Source organism: Serratia sp. BNK-17, assembly GCF_048684935.1.
GTDB classification, from domain to species: domain Bacteria; phylum Pseudomonadota; class Gammaproteobacteria; order Enterobacterales; family Enterobacteriaceae; genus Serratia; species Serratia nematodiphila.
The window spans coordinates 1919579-1937340 of the sequence record NZ_JBLQTR010000001.1 but is presented as its reverse complement, the minus strand read 5'-3'; the positions used below and the strand labels follow the sequence as shown (position 1 = coordinate 1937340).

12 protein-coding genes are annotated in these 17762 nt (G+C 60.3%); 2 read left to right on the top strand and 10 right to left on the bottom strand.

Features of this window, described 5'->3' with window-relative positions:
• Positions 1 to 2 precede the first annotated feature (2 nt).
• From glgP to asd, 6 genes are all read right to left on the bottom strand, one after another.
• The gene (gene glgP, locus ACMGF7_RS09180; RefSeq protein ID WP_049240503.1) at positions 3 to 2450 is read right to left on the bottom strand and encodes a glycogen phosphorylase; all 2448 of its coding nucleotides are present in this window, start codon (positions 2448 to 2450) and stop codon (positions 3 to 5) included.
• A 141-nt stretch (positions 2451 to 2591) separates the two neighbouring features.
• On the bottom strand, positions 2592 to 4022 hold the full coding sequence (glgA, locus tag ACMGF7_RS09175) for a glycogen synthase GlgA (RefSeq protein WP_033645308.1): 1431 nt from the start codon (positions 4020 to 4022) through the stop codon (positions 2592 to 2594).
• A 135-nt stretch (positions 4023 to 4157) separates the two neighbouring features.
• On the bottom strand, positions 4158 to 5435 hold the full coding sequence (gene glgC, locus ACMGF7_RS09170; RefSeq protein WP_004930810.1) for a glucose-1-phosphate adenylyltransferase: 1278 nt from the start codon (positions 5433 to 5435) through the stop codon (positions 4158 to 4160).
• A gap of 15 nt (positions 5436 to 5450) precedes the next feature.
• On the bottom strand, positions 5451 to 7433 hold the full coding sequence (gene glgX, locus ACMGF7_RS09165; protein WP_049240502.1) for a glycogen debranching protein GlgX: 1983 nt from the start codon (positions 7431 to 7433) through the stop codon (positions 5451 to 5453).
• A complete protein-coding gene (glgB, locus tag ACMGF7_RS09160) occupies positions 7430 to 9616 on the bottom strand; it encodes a 1,4-alpha-glucan branching enzyme (protein WP_197800642.1) in 2187 nt (728 codons plus the stop codon). The genes glgX and glgB overlap by 4 nt, the downstream gene beginning before the upstream one ends.
• 443 nt (positions 9617 to 10059) lie before the next feature.
• A complete protein-coding gene (gene asd / locus ACMGF7_RS09155; protein WP_004930820.1) occupies positions 10060 to 11163 on the bottom strand; it encodes an aspartate-semialdehyde dehydrogenase in 1104 nt (367 codons plus the stop codon).
• Between the two features lie 192 nt (positions 11164 to 11355).
• Between asd and ACMGF7_RS09150 the strand changes: the two genes are divergently transcribed.
• Positions 11356 to 11949 (top strand): YhgN family NAAT transporter, encoded by a 594-nt coding sequence (locus tag ACMGF7_RS09150; RefSeq protein ID WP_025159894.1) that lies wholly within the window; start codon positions 11356 to 11358, stop codon positions 11947 to 11949.
• A gap of 30 nt (positions 11950 to 11979) precedes the next feature.
• Here ACMGF7_RS09150 and gntK read toward each other — a convergent pair whose 3' ends face one another.
• The 4 genes from gntK to ACMGF7_RS09130 form a co-directional block, all read right to left on the bottom strand.
• Positions 11980 to 12507 (bottom strand): gluconokinase, encoded by a 528-nt coding sequence (gntK, locus tag ACMGF7_RS09145; RefSeq protein WP_015379326.1) that lies wholly within the window; start codon positions 12505 to 12507, stop codon positions 11980 to 11982.
• A 101-nt stretch (positions 12508 to 12608) separates the two neighbouring features.
• A complete protein-coding gene (gene gntT / locus ACMGF7_RS09140) occupies positions 12609 to 13925 on the bottom strand; it encodes a gluconate transporter (protein WP_004930830.1) in 1317 nt (438 codons plus the stop codon).
• 340 nt (positions 13926 to 14265) lie between these two features.
• Positions 14266 to 15261, bottom strand: coding sequence for a gluconate operon transcriptional repressor GntR (gene gntR, locus ACMGF7_RS09135; protein WP_004930833.1), 996 nt, complete (start codon positions 15259 to 15261; stop codon positions 14266 to 14268).
• A gap of 292 nt (positions 15262 to 15553) precedes the next feature.
• Positions 15554 to 16249 carry a pirin family protein gene (locus ACMGF7_RS09130; RefSeq protein WP_004930835.1) on the bottom strand — a complete coding sequence of 232 codons (696 nt, stop codon included), beginning with the start codon at positions 16247 to 16249 and terminating at the stop codon, positions 15554 to 15556.
• Positions 16250 to 16638: 389 nt separating this feature from the next.
• On the opposite strand from ACMGF7_RS09130, the gene ACMGF7_RS09125 reads away from it, so the two are divergent.
• Positions 16639 to 17148, top strand: coding sequence for a GNAT family N-acetyltransferase (locus ACMGF7_RS09125; RefSeq protein WP_049240499.1), 510 nt, complete (start codon positions 16639 to 16641; stop codon positions 17146 to 17148).
• Positions 17149 to 17762: the final 614 nt, after the last annotated feature.

Here is a 17762-nt window from a genome sequence, read left to right as displayed (position 1 = left end):
CTTTACAGCTTCACCGGCTTAATGTGCCAAATTTCATCCGCGTATTCCTGAATGGTGCGATCGGATGAGAAGTAGCCCATATTGGCGATATTCAGCACCGCGCGCCGCGTCCACTCGTCCTGATTGAGATAGACCTCGTCCACCTTGTCCTGCGTGTCCACATAGCTGCGGTAATCCGCCAACAGCTGATAGTGATCGCCGAGGTTGACCAGCGAGTCGAACAAATTGCCATAGCGTTTCGGCTCTTCCGGGCTGAACACCCCGGTGGCGATCTGCGTCAGCGCCTGATGCAGCTCCGGGTCCTGCTCATAGTACTGGCGCGGGTTGTAACCGTTGCGGCGCAGTTCCTCAACCTGCTCGGCGGTATTGCCGAAGATAAAGATATTCTCCTCCCCCACGTGCTCACGCATCTCGACGTTGGCGCCGTCCAGCGTGCCGATGGTCAGCGCGCCGTTCAGCGCGAACTTCATGTTGCTGGTGCCCGAGGCCTCGGTGCCCGCCAGCGAGATCTGTTCCGACAGATCCGCCGCCGGGATAATGATCTGCGCCAGGCTGACGCCGTAGTTCGGAATGAACACCACCTTCAGTTGGGTATGCACGCGCGGATCGTTGTTGATCACTTTGGCCACGTCGTTGATCAGACGGATGATCTGCTTGGCGGCATAGTAGGCTGAGGCCGCCTTGCCGGCGAAGATCACCACCCGCGGCACGCGCTCGATGTCAGGGTCAGCCAGCAAACGGTTATACAGCGTGATGACGTGCAGCACGTTGAGCAGCTGCCGTTTGTACTCGTGGATGCGCTTGATTTGCACATCGAACAACGCATCCGGGTTGACCACCACGTTGAGCGTTTTGGCAATGTACAGCGCCAGCCGCTCCTTGTTCTGCCGTTTGGCGCGCTGCACCGCCTGCAGGAAGCTCGGGTAATCGACGTTGGTTTTGATCTCGCTCAGTTGGCTGAGATCGGTGCGCCAGGTTTGACCGATGCAGTCGTCCAGCACCGCCGCCAGCGGCGGATTGGCCAGCGCCAGCCAACGGCGCGGCGTCACCCCGTTGGTTTTGTTGCAGAAACGGGTCGGGAATAGCCGGGCGAAGTCGGCGAACAGCGACTGCACCATCAGTTCGGAATGCAGGGCGGAAACGCCGTTGACCTTGTGGCTGGCCACCACCGCCAGCCACGCCATGCGCACCCGGCGGCCGTTGGTTTCGTCGATGATCGAGACCCGCGCCAGCAGATCGTTGTCGTCCGGCGCCACTTCCTGCACCATCTTGAGGAAGTGATCGTTGATTTCGAAAATCAGCTGCAGATGGCGCGGCAAGATGCGGCCAATCATATCCAGCGGCCAGGTCTCCAGCGCCTCGCTCATCAGCGTGTGGTTGGTGTAAGAGAACACCTGCTCCACCACTTCCCAGGCGTCGAGCCACTTGAATTTATGCTCGTCGATCAGCCGGTGCATCAGCTCCGGAATCGACAATACCGGGTGGGTGTCGTTGAGGTGAATGGCGATCTTGTCCGCCAGGTTGTCGAAGGTTTTGTGCATCAGCCAATGGCGGTTGAGGATATCCTGCACCGTGGCCGACACCAGGAAATACTCCTGCCGCAGCCGCAGCTCGCGCCCGGACGAGGTCGAATCGTCCGGATAGAGCACGCGCGACACGTTCTCCGAGTGATTTTTGTCTTCCACCGCCGCGAAGTAATCGCCCTGGTTGAACTTGCCGAGGTTGATCTCATTACTGGCCTGCGCGCCCCACAACCGCAGCGTGTTGGTGGCGTCGGTGTCAAAACCGGGGATCACCTGATCGTAGGCGATGGCCACGACCTCTTCGGTCTCCAGCCAGCGCGCCTTGGCCCCCTCCTGCTGCACGCGGCCGCCGAAGCGCACCTTGTAGCGGGTGTTATGGCGCGGAAACTCCCACGGATTGCCGTACTCCAGCCAGTAGTCCGGCGACTCCATCTGTTGGCCATTGACGATGTTCTGCTTGAACATGCCGTATTCATAACGAATGCCGTAGCCGCGCCCCGGCAGCGCCAGCGTCGCCAGCGAGTCAAGGAAGCAGGCCGCCAGCCGGCCCAGGCCGCCGTTACCGAGCCCGGGGTCGTTTTCTTCCTCCAGCAGCTCCGCCAGGTTCAGCCCCATCTCGTTCAGCGCGTTGTCGATATCCTGATAGATGCCCATCGACAGCAGCGCGTTTGACAGGGTGCGGCCGATCAGAAACTCCATCGACAGGTAATACACCTGCCGCACGTCTTGAGACAGCTGGGCGCGGTTGGAACGCAGCCAGCGCTCCACCATGCGATCGCGTACCGCGAACAGCACGGCGTTCAGCCAATCGTGCCGGTTGGCGATGGCCGGATCCTTGCCGACGATAAACATCAGCTTATAGGCGATGGAGTGTTTCAGCGCTTCCACACTGACCGTAGGTGAGGTGTAACTAAACGGTGAAGTCATGGCTTTTTAATCCCTTGTAGGGAGCCCCGCCATTCGCCGCGGAATAGCGGGCTCCGCTGAACATGGACGCGGCACGCCGCGCCCCGACAATCTACCCTTACGGCTGCCCGCCGCGCGTCAACTCGCGACGCGAAACGCGGGCTACAAGCGTTGATAAAGCGACAGATACTCTTTCGCCGCCACCGGCCAGCCGAAGTCCACGCTCATGGCGTGACGCTGAACGTGGCGCCAATGTTTCGGCCGGCTCCACAGCACCATGGCGCGGCGGATGGCGTTGCCCAGCGCGACGGCGTCGCAATCGTCGAACACGAATCCGCTGGCGGTGCCGTCGGCCAGGTTCTCCAGCGCGCAGTCCACGACCGTGTCCGCCAGTCCGCCGGTGCGGCGCACCAGCGGCAGCGTGCCGTATTTCAGGCCGTAGAGCTGCGTCAGGCCGCAGGGCTCGAAGCGGCTCGGCACCAGAATGACGTCGGCGCCGCCGATGATGCGGTGGGAGAAGGATTCGTGATAACCGATCTGCACGCCGACCTGCTCAGGATAGTCGGCGGCGGCGGCCAGAAATGCCTGCTGCAGCACCGCGTCGCCGGCGCCCAGCAGCGCCAGCTGCCCGCCCTGCGCCAGCAATTCGGGCAACGCCTGCAGCACCAGATCGAGGCCTTTCTGGCTGGTCAATCGGCTCACCACCGCGAACACCGGCAGCGATTCGTCCACCTTCAGCCCCATGGCCTTTTGCAGATGCAGCTTGTTTTTGACCTTGCTTTTCAGATCGTCGGCGTCATAGCGGGCGCTCAGCCGCGGGTCGTGGGCCGGATCCCAAATCTTGTCGTCCACGCCGTTGAGGATGCCGCTCAACCTGCCTTGCCGCTGCCGCTCCTGCAGCAGCCCCTCCATGCCGTAGCCGAACTCCGGCCGGGTGATCTCGCGCGCATAGGTCGGGCTGACGGCGGTCACGTGGTCGGCATAAAACAGCCCGGCCTTGAGGAACGACATCTGGCCGTAGAATTCCAGGCCATAGACATCGTAAAACGACGCCGGCAGCCACAGCTCGGTCACGTGATGGGCGGAGAACAGCCCTTGATAGGCCAGGTTATGCACCGTGAACACCGAACGCGCCGGATGGCCGTTGGCAGCCAGATAGGCGCAGCTCAGGCCGGCATGCCAGTCGTGGGCGTGCACCAGCTGCGGACGCCAGTAGCGATCCAGCCCCTTGGCCAGCTCGCAGGCCATCCAGCCCAGCAGCGCAAAGCGGCGGTGGTTGTCGGGGTAGGCATACATGGACTGATCGTGGTACGGGCTGCCCGGCCGGTCATACAGCCAGGGCGCATCGATGAGATAGATGCCCACACCATGGTAGGTGCCGTAACGCAGGCCAACCCGACCGGCGAACGAGTCGATTTCCGCCACCAGCACGGTGTCGGGTATGCCGTTGCGTACGTCAGGAAAAGCGGGCAATAGCACCCGAACATCGGCGCCTTCGGCGATTTGCGCCGCCGGCAGCGCGCCAACCACGTCTGCGAGTCCGCCCGTTTTCAGCAGGGGGAACATTTCAGAACATACGTGTAAGACCTGCATTATCACTCCTGAAAGTCGGCCGAAGGCCTCTGGATAAGAAATAAAGCAGGCTTGCCGCTGTTATGTGTGCCGCGTTGCGCAAGCCATCGAACCGTTCATCGGGCGGCAGGCTATCGTTCTGCCCCCCACGTTAACTCACAATTTTGACAACATTTCGCGCGTCACCAGCACGATGCCGCCTTCCGAGCGATAGAAACGCTTGCTGTCCTCATCGGCGTTTTCCCCGATCACCATGCCCTCAGGAATGTGGCAGGCGCGGTCGATGATGCAGCGCCGCAGGCGGCAGGAACGGCCGACGTTCACGTCCGGCAACAATACGGTAGAGTCGATGGTGCAGAACGAGTTCACTCGCACGCGCGGGAACAGCACCGAATGCACCACCACCGATCCGGACACGATGCAACCGCCGGACACCAGCGAGTTCATGGTCATGCCGTGGCTGCCGGAGCGATCCTGCACAAACTTGGCCGGCGGCAGCGGTTCCATGTGGGTGCGGATCGGCCAGGCGCGGTCGTACATGTCCAGCTCCGGCGTCACCGACGCCAGATCGAGATTGGCGCGCCAATAGGCGTCCAGCGTGCCCACGTCGCGCCAGTACGGCGGCAGATCGGGGTTGGACGTCACGCAGGACAAGGTAAACGGATGCGCCCACGCCGCCTGCTGCGCGGTGATTTTCGGGATCAGATCCTTGCCGAAATCGTGGCTGGAGCCAGGGGTCGACATATCCTCTTCCAGCAGCTGGAACAGATAAGCGGCATTAAAAATATAGATGCCCATGCTGGCCAGCGACATATCCGGGTTGCCCGGCATCGCCGGCGGATCGGCGGGCTTTTCCAGAAACTCGATGATACGGTCGCTTTCATCCACCTTCATCACGCCGAATTCGCCGGCTTCGCTGCGCGGCACCGGCAGGCAGGCCACGGTGCACTGAGCGCCTTTCTCGACGTGATCGATCAGCATGCGTGAGTAATCCATCTTGTAGATGTGATCGCCCGCCAGGATCACCACGTATTCGGCCTCGTAGCGGCGGATGATATCCAGGTTCTGGTACACCGCGTCGGCGGTGCCCTTGTACCAATGCTCGGTGCTGAGGCGCTGCTGGGCCGGCAGCAGATCGACGAACTCGTTCATCTCCTCGTTGAGGAACGACCAGCCGCGCTGAATGTGCTGCACCAGCGTGTGCGACTGGTATTGGGTGATCACGCCGATGCGGCGGATGCCGGAGTTCAGGCAGTTCGACAAGGCGAAATCGATGATGCGGAATTTGCCGCCAAAGTGGACAGCGGGCTTGGCGCGGGTGGAGGTCAAATCTTTCAAACGTGAGCCGCGGCCGCCGGCCAGGATCAGCGCTACGGATTTAATCGGCAACTGGCGCGCCAACATCAGGGGGTCTTTATTTTCAAACCTAACCATAGCGGACTCCTTTTATTATTTCCGTACCAGAACGCAAAGCGAGCGCGCGGCCTGGTGCCAGGCGGGCAATACCGCCCGTGAGTCTTCCTGAGTGAACGGGGCGACAACCTGCCAATCGCCTTCCGGCAATCTCATCTCCGTCGTTTGCGGCGTGGCGTTGACCAGCAACAGCCAGCGCTGCGACAGCAGGATCTGCATGAGCAGCTCGCCCCGCTCCCACTGCTGCGCGTCGAGCGGCTGGCCTTGCGCGTTCAGCCACTGCACGCTGCCGTCGTCCTGCTGCCACCAGCGGTCCTGCTGCAGCGCGGGGATCTGGCGGCGCAGCGCGATCAGCGCCGCGACGTAATCGGTCAGCGCGTCATCCGCCGTGGCCCAATCGAGCCAGGTGGTGGCGTTGTCCTGACAATAGGCATTGTTGTTCCCCTGCTGGCTGTGTCCCTGTTCATCGCCGGCCAGCAGCATCGGCGTACCCTGGGACAGCAACAGCGTGGCGAGCATCGCCCGCTGGCTGGCCCTGCGGCGTTGCACAATGGCGTCGTCGGCGACCAGGCCTTCCACGCCGTGGTTGTTGCTGAAATTGCGATCGCTGCCGTCGCGGTTGCCCTCACCGTTCGGCTGATTGTGTTTCTCGTTGAAGCTGACCACGTCTTGCAGGGTAAAGCCGTCATGCGCGGTCAGCATGTTGACGGTGGCGTAAGGCGCCCGCCCGCGCTGGTTGTACAGATCGCTGGAAGCGGCAAAACGCCGGGCGAACTGGCCGAGCGACACGCCGCTCTGCAGCCAGAAACGGCGCATGTCGTCGCGGTAATGATCGTTCCATTCGGCGAAGCGGCCGGGAAATGCCCCCACCTGATAGCCGCCGGGGCCAACGTCCCAGGGTTCGGCGATCAGCTTGCAGCGCGACAGCAGATCGTCCGCCAGCATCGCCTGGAACAGCGGCGCATCGCGATCGAACCCCGGCGTGCGGCCCAGCACGCTGCCCAGATCGAAGCGGAAGCCGTCGACGTGGCACTCCCGCACCCAAAAATGCAGGCAATCCATCACCCAGGCTACGCCCTGCGGCTGATCGAGCCGCAGCGTGTTGCCGCAGCCGGTGTCGTTGACATAGTCCCCTTCGGGCGTCAGCCAGTAGTAACTCAGATTATCGATGCCGCTCAGCGACAGCATCGGCCCATCCCTGTCCAGCTCGGCGCTGTGGTTGAACACCACGTCGAGGATCACCTCAATGCCGGCTTGGTGCAGCGCCTTAACCGCATCGCGGAATTCGTTCAGCGGCGTGGCATCGGTGCTCAGGCTGGCGTAGCGGTTGTCCGGCGCATAGGGCGCCAGCACGTTATAGCCCCAGTAGTTGATCAGCCCCAGCCGCTGCAGGCGCGGTTCGGAGGTATGTTGCTGCACCGGCAGCAGTTCCAGCGCGGTGATGCCGAGGCGTTTGAAGTGGGCAATCATCGCCGGGTGCCCCAGCGCGGCGAAACTGCCGCGCAGCGCCGGAGGGATCTGCGGGTGCAGCAGCGTCAGGCCGCGCACGTGCGCTTCGTAAATCACCGTCTGTCCCCAGGGCGTGGCGGGCGGGCGATCGTCCTGCCAGTCATACTGTTCGTCCACCACCACGCACTTCGGCATCAGCTCGGCGCTGTCGTGCGGGTCCGGCTGCTCGTAACCGCCGTGCAGGTGCGGGTGGTCCGCCACCGGCCCTTCCACCGCGCGCGCGGCCGGATCGAGCGCCAGCTTGTTGGGGTTGAAGCGCTGCCCGTTCGCCGGGTCAAACGGGCCGTAGACCCGGTAACCGTAACGTTGCCCCGGCCTGCCGCCCGGCAAGTAGCCATGCCAGATATCGCCGCTGCGCGCCGGCAGCGGCAGGCGCACTTCGCGCTGCTGGCCGTCGAACAGGCACAGCTCCACCCGTTCGGCGTGCGCCGAGTACAGGGTAAAGTTGATGCCTTCGCCGTCATACTGCGCGCCCAGCGGCGCGGCGAGGCCGGCCGTCAGCTCGGTCATGGCGCCTCCCGCAGCAGGTAAATGGTCGACAATGGCGGCAACGTCACGCTGATAGAGAAATCGCGGCCATGGCTGCCGACCGCTTCGGAAGAGACCCGCCCCTGATTACCGGCGTTGCTGCCGTGATAGTGGTGCGAATCGGTATTGAGGATCTCGCGATAGTCACCGGCGCGGGAAATGCCGATGCGGTAGCGATAGCGCGGCACCGGGGTAAAGTTGCTGATGGCGATCAGCTCATTGCCCTGCGAATCGTAGCGTGCGAAGGCAAACACCGAGTTGTCGTGATCGTCGACCACCAGCCACTCGAAGCCGTCCGGGAAGTAGTCGCGCTCATACAGCGGCGCCTGCTGCCGGTAGCAATGGTTCAGATCGCGCACCAGCCGTTGCACGCCGTTATGCCAGTTATCCAGCCCTTCCAATAAATGCCAGTCGAGGCTGGTATCGAAATTCCACTCGCACCCCTGCGCAAATTCGCAGCCCATAAACAGCAGCTTTTTACCCGGATGCGCCCACATAAAACCGTAATAGGCGCGCAGGTTGGCGAACTTCTGCCAGGCGTCGCCCGGCATACGGTCGAGGATCGATTTTTTGCCGTGCACCACTTCATCGTGCGAGATAGGCAACACGAAGTTCTCGGTATAGGCGTACAGCATGCCGAAGGTCATCTGGTTGTGGTGATACTTGCGGTGCACCGGATCGCACTTCATGTAATTGAGCGTGTCGTGCATCCAGCCGAGGTTCCATTTGTAGTGGAATCCCAGGCCGTTGGCATCCGGCGGCAGGGTGACGCCGGGATAGTCGGTGGATTCCTCCGCCAGCGTCACCGCGCCCGGCTGCGCCTGGCCGATAGTCTGGTTGGTATAACGCAGGAAGGCGATGGCCTCCAGATTCTCGTTGCCGCCGTAGTAATTCGGCACCCACTCGCCGTCGGCGCGGCTGTAATCGCGATAGATCATCGACGCCACCGCATCCACCCGCAGCGCGTCGATGCCGAAGCGCTCCAACCAATACAGCGCGTTGCCCGCCAGGTAGTTGCGCACCTCGTGGCGGCCGTAGTTGTAAATCAGCGTATTCCAGTCCTGATGGTAGCCCTCGCGCGGATCGGCGTACTCGTAAAGTGCAGTGCCATCGAAATTCGCCAGGCCGTAGGCGTCACTGGGGAAATGCCCCGGCACCCAGTCGAGGATCACGTTGATGCCCGCTTCATGCGCCGCCGCCACAAACGCCCTGAAGTCGGCCGGCGTGCCGAAGCGTCGGGTCGGCGCATACAGCCCCAGCGGCTGATAGCCCCAGCTGCCGTCGAACGGGTGCTCGTTGATCGGCAGCAGCTCGATATGGGTGAATCCCATGTCCTTCACATAATCGATCAGTTGCACTGCCAGCTCGCCGTAGCTGAGCCAGAAGTGGTTGTCAGTGTGGCGGCGCCATGAGCCGAGATGCACCTCGTAGATGGCGATCGGCTGGTCAAAATCGTTGGCGCGGCGGCGCGCCGGCGTCGACGGCACCACCTCCGGCAGCGGCGCCACCAGCGAGGCGGTATCCGGGCGCATCTGCGCCTCGAAGGCGTAAGGATCGGCTTTCAACTGAGTATTGCCGTAGCAATCGACGATTTCATACTTGTACAGCTGGCCGGCCTGCACGCCGGGCAAGAACAGCTCCCAGATGCCGTTTTCACGCCGCAGACGCATCGGGTGGCGGCGGCCGTCCCAGAAGTTGAATTCCCCCACCACCGAAACACGCTGGGCGTTGGGCGCCCAGACCGCAAAGCTGACGCCGTCGATGCCATCCAGCGTGACGAGGTGGGCGCCCAGCCGTTCGTAGGGGCGCAAATGCGTACCCTCAGCCAATAGCCAACTGTCGATATCCTGCAGCAGCGGGCCGAACCGATAAGGATCGTCGACGATCTGTTGATGATCGCGCCAGCTGACCTGCAGCTGATAGCGGAAAGGATTTTTGCGCCGCGGCACCACCGCGCTGAAGAAACCGCGCGGATCGTCGCAGTTCAGCTGCACCAGCCGCCGGCCGGTTTGCTGTTCCACCAACCAGACTGCGCCGGCGTCCGGCAGCAGCGCGCGCACCTGCAGACCGTTATCGGTCGCATGCATGCCAAGCAGAGCGAAGGGATCGGCGTAATGGCCGGAGATGATCTGATCAATCACGTCACGATCGGGAAGTACAGGCATAGTCTTCTTCCTTAGATTAACAGCATGATCTAAGCACGGCTTGTTGATTATTCCTTGGCCGTTTTGGTCATCATGCAATGCATTCGGACTCTAAAGCGTGATTGCGGTCGGTTATTGACCAATCTTTACTCTGCCGACCTGAATTTCGCTCTTTATGCTTATTTTTTGAAATATTTCAGTCATGGTGAAAAATTGTCCACCCATGCATTAAGCATAGCCAATGTCTGTTAAAAACTGCTCAGCATTGCTCAGGAAAATTCTTCATTAAGAAAACTGCCAGCCTGGCGGCGTTTGCATGCGGCGGCTGACGAGGAGATAGGCGGGATCCCGCCCATTGAAACGAGGCTGGCGATGACGCTGCCCGACGCGGTGCGCGGCGAACAAAAAAGCGGAAAATAAGGCATTAGGGGGCTGAAAGCAGCCAGCCCCCTGGAAGTGCGGGTTTACAGCAGGATGCGCAGCATGCGGCGCAGCGGCTCGGCCGCGCCCCACAGCAGTTGGTCGCCCACGGTGAACGCCGACAGGTACTCCGGCCCCATATTCAGCTTGCGCAGACGGCCGACCGGCGTATTCAGCGTACCGGTCACCGCCGCCGGCGTCAGTTCGCGCATGGTCAGTTCGCGGTCGTTCGGGATCACGCGCACCCAGTCGTTGTGCGTCGCCAGCATCTGCTCGATTTCCGGCAGCGACACGTCTTTTTTCAGCTTCAGCGTGAACGCCTGGCTGTGGCAGCGCAGCGCGCCGACGCGCACGCACAGACCGTCGACCGGGATCACGCTGGCGGTGTTCAGGATCTTGTTGGTTTCCGCCTGGCCTTTCCACTCTTCGCGGCTCTGGCCGTTGTCGAGCTGCTTGTCGATCCACGGGATCAGGCTGCCGGCCAGCGGCACGCCGAAGTTATCGGTCGGCAGTTTGCCGCTGCGGGTGGCCTCGGTCACCTTGCGTTCGATATCCAGAATGGCGGAGGCCGGGTTCTGCAGCTCTTTCGCCACGTCGGCGTGCAGCATGCCCATTTGGGTCAGCAGTTCGCGCATGTGGCGCGCGCCGCCGCCGGAGGCCGCCTGGTAGGTGGCGACCGACGCCCACTCCACCAGATCGTTGGCGAACAGGCCGCCGAGCGACATCAGCATCAGGCTGACGGTGCAGTTGCCGCCGACGAAGGTTTTGATGCCTTTGTCCAGGCCCTGCTGGATCACCGCGTGGTTGACCGGATCCAGGATGATGATGGCGTCGTCCTGCATGCGCAGCGACGAGGCCGCGTCGATCCAGTAACCCTGCCAACCGCTGGCGCGCAGCTTAGGATAGACTTCGTTGGTATAATCGCCGCCCTGACAGGTAATAATGATATCGAGCGCGCTCAGCGCGTCGATGTCATACGCATCCTGCAGCGTGCCCTGCTGGCCGCCAAAGGCCGGCGCGGCGGAACCGTGCTGCGAGGTGGAGAAAAAGACCGGGCGAATGGCGTCGAAATCGCGCTCTTCCGTCATGCGTTGCATGAGAACCGAGCCGACCATTCCGCGCCAACCGATGAAACCAACGTTTTTCATAATATCTGTGTCCCGCCCGGATAAGGGCTTATTAGGTGATAACGAGTTGTGTGCAATATCTCCTCACCTTACAAAATGTCGGCGCGGGCGCAAAGTGAATTTATTCGATGGCTGGGGATTTCTCAGCAATCCTTCTTATAGGCAAGGACGCGGCCGTAAAGGCCGAGGCGTTTTCCCGATCACGAGGTCACCATGACAGAGATGATTTCCGCTACGGTATTGCTGTTTTTAATTATGGATCCGCTGGGCAATCTGCCGATTTTCATGTCGGTGCTCAAGCATCTGGAGCCGCGCCGCCGCCGGGTGGTGCTGATCCGCGAGCTGCTGATCGCCCTGCTGCTGATGCTGATCTTCCTGTTCGCCGGCGAGAAAATTCTGGCGTTCCTCAACCTGCGCACCGAAACCGTCTCCATTTCCGGCGGCATCATCCTGTTTCTGATCGCCATCAAGATGATTTTCCCCTCTCAGGAAGGAAACAGCTCCGGGCTGTCCGCCGGCGAGGAGCCGTTCCTGGTGCCGCTGGCGATCCCGCTGGTGGCCGGGCCGTCGATTTTGGCTGCATTGATGCTGCTGTCGCACCAGTATCCGCATCAGCTGCCCCATCTGGTGGCGGCGCTGCTGATCGCCTGGGGCCTCTCTGCGGCCATTTTGCTGATGTCGAACCTGTTCCTGCGCCTGCTGGGCAGCAAAGGCGTCAGCGCGCTGGAGCGGTTGATGGGGCTGATTCTGGTGATGCTGTCGACCCAGATGTTCCTGGACGGCGTGCGGGCTTACATGAAGCTGTAGGCGCCTGGCGGCGCCGACAACGGTCCGCGCTTAGCGGGCGGTAACGCGGCGAATATAGGCGAGCGTATCGGCGACCACGCCGTCCAGCGGCTGGTTGATGTCGATCGCTTGCACATCCGGCTCCTGCTCGCCCGGCTCTTCCAGCGTGGCGAACTGGGAAATCAACATCTGCGGCTTGAAGAAGTGGCCCTTGCGTTGCTTCAGACGCTCCTCGATCACCGACTGGTCGCCTTTCAGATACAGGAAATGCAGGTTGAGATTGCCGTCGCGCAGGCGATCGCGATAGCTTTTCTTCAGCGCCGAGCACACCAGCAGCGACACGTCGTTGGTGCGCTGCATGGCGAAGATGGCGTCGTTCAGAGCCGCCAGCCACGGCGCGCGATCGTTGTCGTCCAACGCATGCCCGGAGGACATTTTGATGATGTTGGCGCGCGGGTGCAGGTAGTCACCATCCAGCATGGCGGCGTTGGCCTGGTGAGCGACAGCGCTGGCCACGGCGGATTTGCCGCTGCCGGAAACGCCCATCAAAACAAATACGTGATTCTGCGGATTACTCATTGTGTCATGCCCTTATGGGAACTGGCGCGAGCGCGCCAAATGCGTCCCAACTGATAAAGATACTCTGGAACGCCGACGCCCCGCAGGGCGCCGGATAAAGATTATACGACCGTCGCCAGCAGCAGACAGCCCACCAGGCCGCACACCGAGATAATGGTTTCCAACACCGACCAGGATTTGATGGTTTCCATGATGCTCAGGTTGAAGTACTCCTTGAACAGCCAGAAGCCCGGATCGTTGACGTGCGAGAAGATGACGCTGCCGGAACCGACCGCAATCACCATCAGCTCAGGGCTGACGCCGGTGGTGGCGATCAGCGGCGCCACGATGCCGCCGGCGGTGATCGCCGCCACGGTGGCGGAACCCAGCGCCAGACGCAGCGCAGCGGCGATCGACCAGGCCATCAGGATCGGCGAAACGTTGCTGCCTTCCATCAGGCCGGCGATGTACTTCTCAACGCCGCTGTCCACCAGCACCTGCTTGAAGGCGCCGCCGCCGCCAATGATCAACAGCATCATGGCGATGATTTTAATCGAGTCGGTGATGGTGCCCATCACTTCATCCATGGTACGGCCACGGTTCAGGCCGAAGGTGAAGATGGCGATCAGCACGGCGATCAGGGTGGCCATCACCGGGTCACCGAAGAACTCGGCGAAGCGCAGCAGGCTGTGGCCCTTCGGCAGCACCATTTCAGCGACCGCGCGCAGCGCCATCAGGATCACCGGCACCAGCGACGTGGCGACGCTGACGCCAAAGCTTGGCATCTCCGCGTCGGTAAAGGTTTTCGGGTTGTACAGGCCTTCCGGCACCGGCTTGTCAATGCCTTTCAGGAAGCGGGCGTAGACCGGGCCGGCCAGGATCACCGTCGGGATCGCCAGCAGCGTGCCGTACAGCAGGGTTTTACCCATGTCGGCATGGAAGATGGTGGCGATGGCGGTCGGGCCTGGGTGCGGCGGCAGGAAGCCGTGGGTCACCGACAGCGCGGCGGCCATCGGCACGCCGACGTACAGCAGCGGGATACGCGCGGAGGCGGCGATGGTGAACACCAGCGGCAGCAGCAGCACGAAGCCCACTTCGTAGAACAGCGCGAAGCCGACGGTGAAGCCGGTCAGCACCACCGCCCATTGAATGTGTTTTCTGCCGAACTTGTCGATCAGCGTGGTGGCGATGCGCTGTGCGCCGCCGCAGTCCGCCAGCAGTTTGCCGAGCATGGCGCCGAAGCCCATGATCAGCGCCAGGCTGCCCAACGTGCCGCCCACGCCGGCCTTGATGGAGCCGATGACCTTATCGACTGGCATACCCTGCGCGATCCCGACCGCCAAAGCAACCAGAACCAGAGAGATAAAGCCGTTCAGCTTGAAGCGGATCATCAGCAGCAGCAGCAGCGCTACGCCGCCTGCAACAATCACTAATGGCATAGTTTTTCTCCAACCTTTTATCGCGACTCTCTTTACAATAGGCGTAAAGCGTGCGGTTGTTTTATTTTTAGGCTCTTTCCCGGTGTTTAAGAAGAGCTGTAGGTGTTGTTGAGTCAGAGGTTCAGTCTTGCAGCAAGATGACCGCGCACTCGTTGTTACCGGTATCATGATACCGGTAACAACATGAGCGCCGGAACCGGGTAACCGGCTAAAATTCGCGTTCTGGGACAGAGATCAAACTTATGCCGGCAACGAGCGGCGGGCTTACAGGCGGGGTAACCAGCGCGCCTCAGGGCGCGCTGTAAAAAGAAAGAGTGTTAAAACAGAACGTTAAAATGGCTCAGATGCTGCCGCCGGGGATCACGGTGAAACCGACGTCCACCATGCGCGGGCACACCGTTTCGCCGCGCAGCCGGGCCAGCAAGCGCTCGGCGCCGATCTGGCCCATGCGTTCGCGCGGCGTCAGCACGCTGGCCAGCTTCGGCACCATCACCTGGCCGATGTCATGGCCGTGGAAACCGGCGATCGCCATGTCCTGCGGGATCGACAGCCCTTGCCGCTGGCATTCGAAGGCCGCGCCGATCGCCAGGTCATCGTTGGTGCAGAAGATACTGTCGATCTGCGGGTAGTCACGCTGCGCCTGGCGCAACAGCTCGCCGCCGGCGGAATAAGAGGAAGAACGCGCGGTCATGATGCTGTACGGCTCCAGGCCGGATTCACGCATCGCCTGCTCATACCCCTGCTGCTTGATGATGGTACGCTCATCCTGACGAGCGCCGAAATAGACCACGTGACGATGGCCGTGCGCGATGATCTGCTGGGTCATCTGGCGCGCCGCCTCGAAGTTGTTGAAGCCCACCGCCAGATCGATGCACGGCGAGACGCAGTCCATCAGCTCCACCACCGGAATGCCCGCCACCTCGATCATCTTCAGGGTACGCGGCGTATGGTGGCGCTCGGACAGGATCAGGCCGTCGATATTGTAAGACAGCAGCGAGGTCAGACGCTCTTCTTCACGTTCCGGCAGGTAGCCATAGTGCGCCAGCATGGTCTGGTAGTTGTGCGCGTCGGTCACGCTTTCGATGCCGCGCAGCACTTCGGCGAACACCTGGTTGGTCAGCGACGGCAACAGCACGCCAATCGCCCGGCTGGTGGCGTTGGAGAGGATATCCGGCGCGCGGTTGGGGATGTAGCCCAGCTCATCCAGCGCGACGGCGATTTTTTGCTGCAGGGCGGCGGAAACCTGGTCGGGATTGCGCAGATAACGGCTCACCGTCATCTTGGTCACGCCCACCTTGTCTGCCACATCCTGGAGTACCGGCCGTTTTTTCTTCATTTTCAATGAACTGACTAACCGTGAATGGGCAGTCATTTTAGCAAAAAAAACGGCGGGCCGATATTGTCGGTTATGCGACGGCCAACGCAAAAAGGGCTCACACCGTGAGCCCTTCATACGCTGACAAAGGGGGAAAAAGCGTGGTTTTTCCCCCTTTGTGATGATTAGCCGAAAATCAATAAATTGATTTTCCTTGTTTTTATATGCTGGCGGCGTCAAGTCAGGCAACATCGTCAGACGTGTCATTAACCTCAAGGGCTCACATCGTGAGCCCTTGAAATTTACCGCTTAATCACACCGGCGGCAGATCGAACAGCAGGATTTCGCTCTCTTCGTCGGCCTGGATCGTCAGCGCCGATTCATCCCACACCGCGAACGCGTCGCTGATACCGGCGGTCTGGCCGTTGACCGAGACCTTGCCGCGCACCACCTGGATCCAAACGCGACGGCCGGCGGCAATCGGGCATTCCCCCTGCTCGCCCTTATTCAGCGCCCAACGCGACAGCGTCATATCCTGGAACACCTTCAGCGAGCCGTCACGCGCATCCGGCGACAGCACCAGCTGACGGCCCTGCGGCGCGTCGAACATGCGCTGCTCATAGCGTGGCTCCAGCCCGACCTGATCCGGGATGATCCAAATCTGGTACAGGTGCAACGGGCGATCCTGATTAGCGTTGTACTCAGAATGACGCACCCCGGTGCCCGCGCTCATGATCTGGAATTCGCCGGCCTGGATCTGCTCCTTGTTGCCCATGCTGTCCTGGTGTTCCACCGTGCCACTCAGCACGTAGGTCAGGATTTCCATGTCTTTATGCGGGTGAGTACCGAAACCCTGCCCTGCGTCGATCACATCTTCGTTGATCACTCGCAGCGCCGAGAACCCCATAAAGTTCGGATCGTAGTAATCGGCAAATGAGAAGGTGTGCCAGCTATCCAGCCAGCCATGATTGGCGTGGCCGCGGTCTTCCGCTTTACGTACATAAATCATTTTCAACTCTCCTCAATGTTTTTTTACAGTCTAGTCCTGCCAGCAGAATAAGAAAGCGTAAAAAACTCATGCCTCTGTTCAAAAATTTCGATGGAATGAAACAGCGGATGGGCAGCGGATTTGTTGAAAGCGGAACCGGCTGAAAAAGGGCAAAAAAAAAGCCAGCACCCGAGCTGGCTAAGTAAACACTGGAAGCAATGTGAGCAATGTCGTGCCTTCGCAGCGAGAGTATCAAGGATTGATGCCCTCCCCGGAACGCATCGCAATAATAATCATTATCATTCGCACCTGTAAAGCGTTTTTTTTGACCCGTTGAAATAATATTGACTCAAGGCAGTAAACGGATAAATTCAGAGGTTATTCAACCGGTAAGCAAAAGGATCAGCGAGATGAGCGAGATCGTGATACGCCACGTGGAAACATCGGATGCGCAGGCTCTGCATCATCTTTATTCTCAGACGCCCGTCTACCGCGATACGCTGCAGCTCCCGCTACCGTCCGTCGAGTCCTGGCAGAAACGTCTCGCCAACCCCGAACCGGGCACGCATAACCTGGCGGCCTTCGTTGACGGGCAGCTTGTCGGTCAGTTAGCCGTGATGCTGAATCAGCGCGTTCGCCGCCGCCACGTGGCCACCTTCGGCATCGGCGTCGATCCGCGCTACCACGGTAAAGGCGTCGGCAGCCGCCTGATGCAAGCGATGATCGACCTGTGCGACAACTGGGCGGCCATCGAGCGCATCGAACTGACGGTGTTTACCGACAACCCGGCGGCCATCGCGCTGTATCGCAAGTTCGGTTTTGAGATTGAAGGCACCAGCCGCGCTTTCGCCATTCGCGACGGCGTGCTGGTCGATGCCTACCATATGGCGCGTTTTCGCCGTGCACAGATAGAGATATAAAGGATAGTGATTTGTAACTTCTTGATCTGGCGGGCAGCTGTCCGCCAATTTTTAAAATTAAGGCGCTTATAGTCTATTTAAATTTCCCGTTGTAATCGGGTTCGCCAGGCCGCATACCATGAAATCCAGCAGCCCAGTAAGCAGTCTTTGCCAGTAATAAGGGCAACAGCTGAAATACATTCACTTGTTACCTCGGCTTCTCCTAATACCTGATGGTCTCCGTTATCCCTTACAAACTACAACCCAAGCATCTTCGTTGTACGGAGGCGCGCCGTTACTCTCATGATAGGTACTATTAGTATTTGTATCGCACGTTCTACTTTCAACGATATCGATATGTTCTGCAAACCTCTTCCTTTAATGGATTTAAGAAATTTCCTAGCATTTAGATAAAGAAGGCGTACTGTTAATGGTGTTATAACGGCTTTTTGATGCTGGTATAAAGCCCCCGCCACACCATAGCTGCATAATCAATGTGTTAGAGATAAAGAAGCCTCTCCCATCCTATGCGGATACCTGGCGACACGCCAGCCGTCGTCGTTTATGAGCATGCATTTTGAGAGTAAGCTTATAGTCGTTAGCTCAACCATTATGTTATACTTGGCAAAGTATTT

Excerpts from the sequence above, each read along its gene's own strand:
- ACMGF7_RS09125 (WP_049240499.1), top strand. The coding sequence starts at position 16,639 with ATGAGCGAGATCGTGATACGCCACGTGGAAACATCGGATGCGCAGGCT.
- glgP (WP_049240503.1), bottom strand. The coding sequence starts at position 2,450 with ATGACTTCACCGTTTAGTTACACCTCACCTACGGTCAGTGTGGAAGCG.
- asd (WP_004930820.1), bottom strand. The coding sequence starts at position 11,163 with ATGAAAAACGTTGGTTTCATCGGTTGGCGCGGAATGGTCGGCTCGGTT.
- ACMGF7_RS09150 (WP_025159894.1), top strand. The coding sequence starts at position 11,356 with ATGACAGAGATGATTTCCGCTACGGTATTGCTGTTTTTAATTATGGAT.
- ACMGF7_RS09130 (WP_004930835.1), bottom strand. The coding sequence starts at position 16,249 with ATGATTTATGTACGTAAAGCGGAAGACCGCGGCCACGCCAATCATGGC.
- glgB (WP_197800642.1), bottom strand. The coding sequence starts at position 9,616 with ATGCCTGTACTTCCCGATCGTGACGTGATTGATCAGATCATCTCCGGC.
- gntT (WP_004930830.1), bottom strand. The coding sequence starts at position 13,925 with ATGCCATTAGTGATTGTTGCAGGCGGCGTAGCGCTGCTGCTGCTGCTG.
- glgX (WP_049240502.1), bottom strand. The coding sequence starts at position 7,433 with ATGACCGAGCTGACGGCCGGCCTCGCCGCGCCGCTGGGCGCGCAGTAT.
- gntR (WP_004930833.1), bottom strand. The coding sequence starts at position 15,261 with ATGAAGAAAAAACGGCCGGTACTCCAGGATGTGGCAGACAAGGTGGGC.
- glgC (WP_004930810.1), bottom strand. The coding sequence starts at position 5,435 with ATGGTTAGGTTTGAAAATAAAGACCCCCTGATGTTGGCGCGCCAGTTG.
- gntK (WP_015379326.1), bottom strand. The coding sequence starts at position 12,507 with ATGAGTAATCCGCAGAATCACGTATTTGTTTTGATGGGCGTTTCCGGC.
- glgA (WP_033645308.1), bottom strand. The coding sequence starts at position 4,022 with ATGCAGGTCTTACACGTATGTTCTGAAATGTTCCCCCTGCTGAAAACG.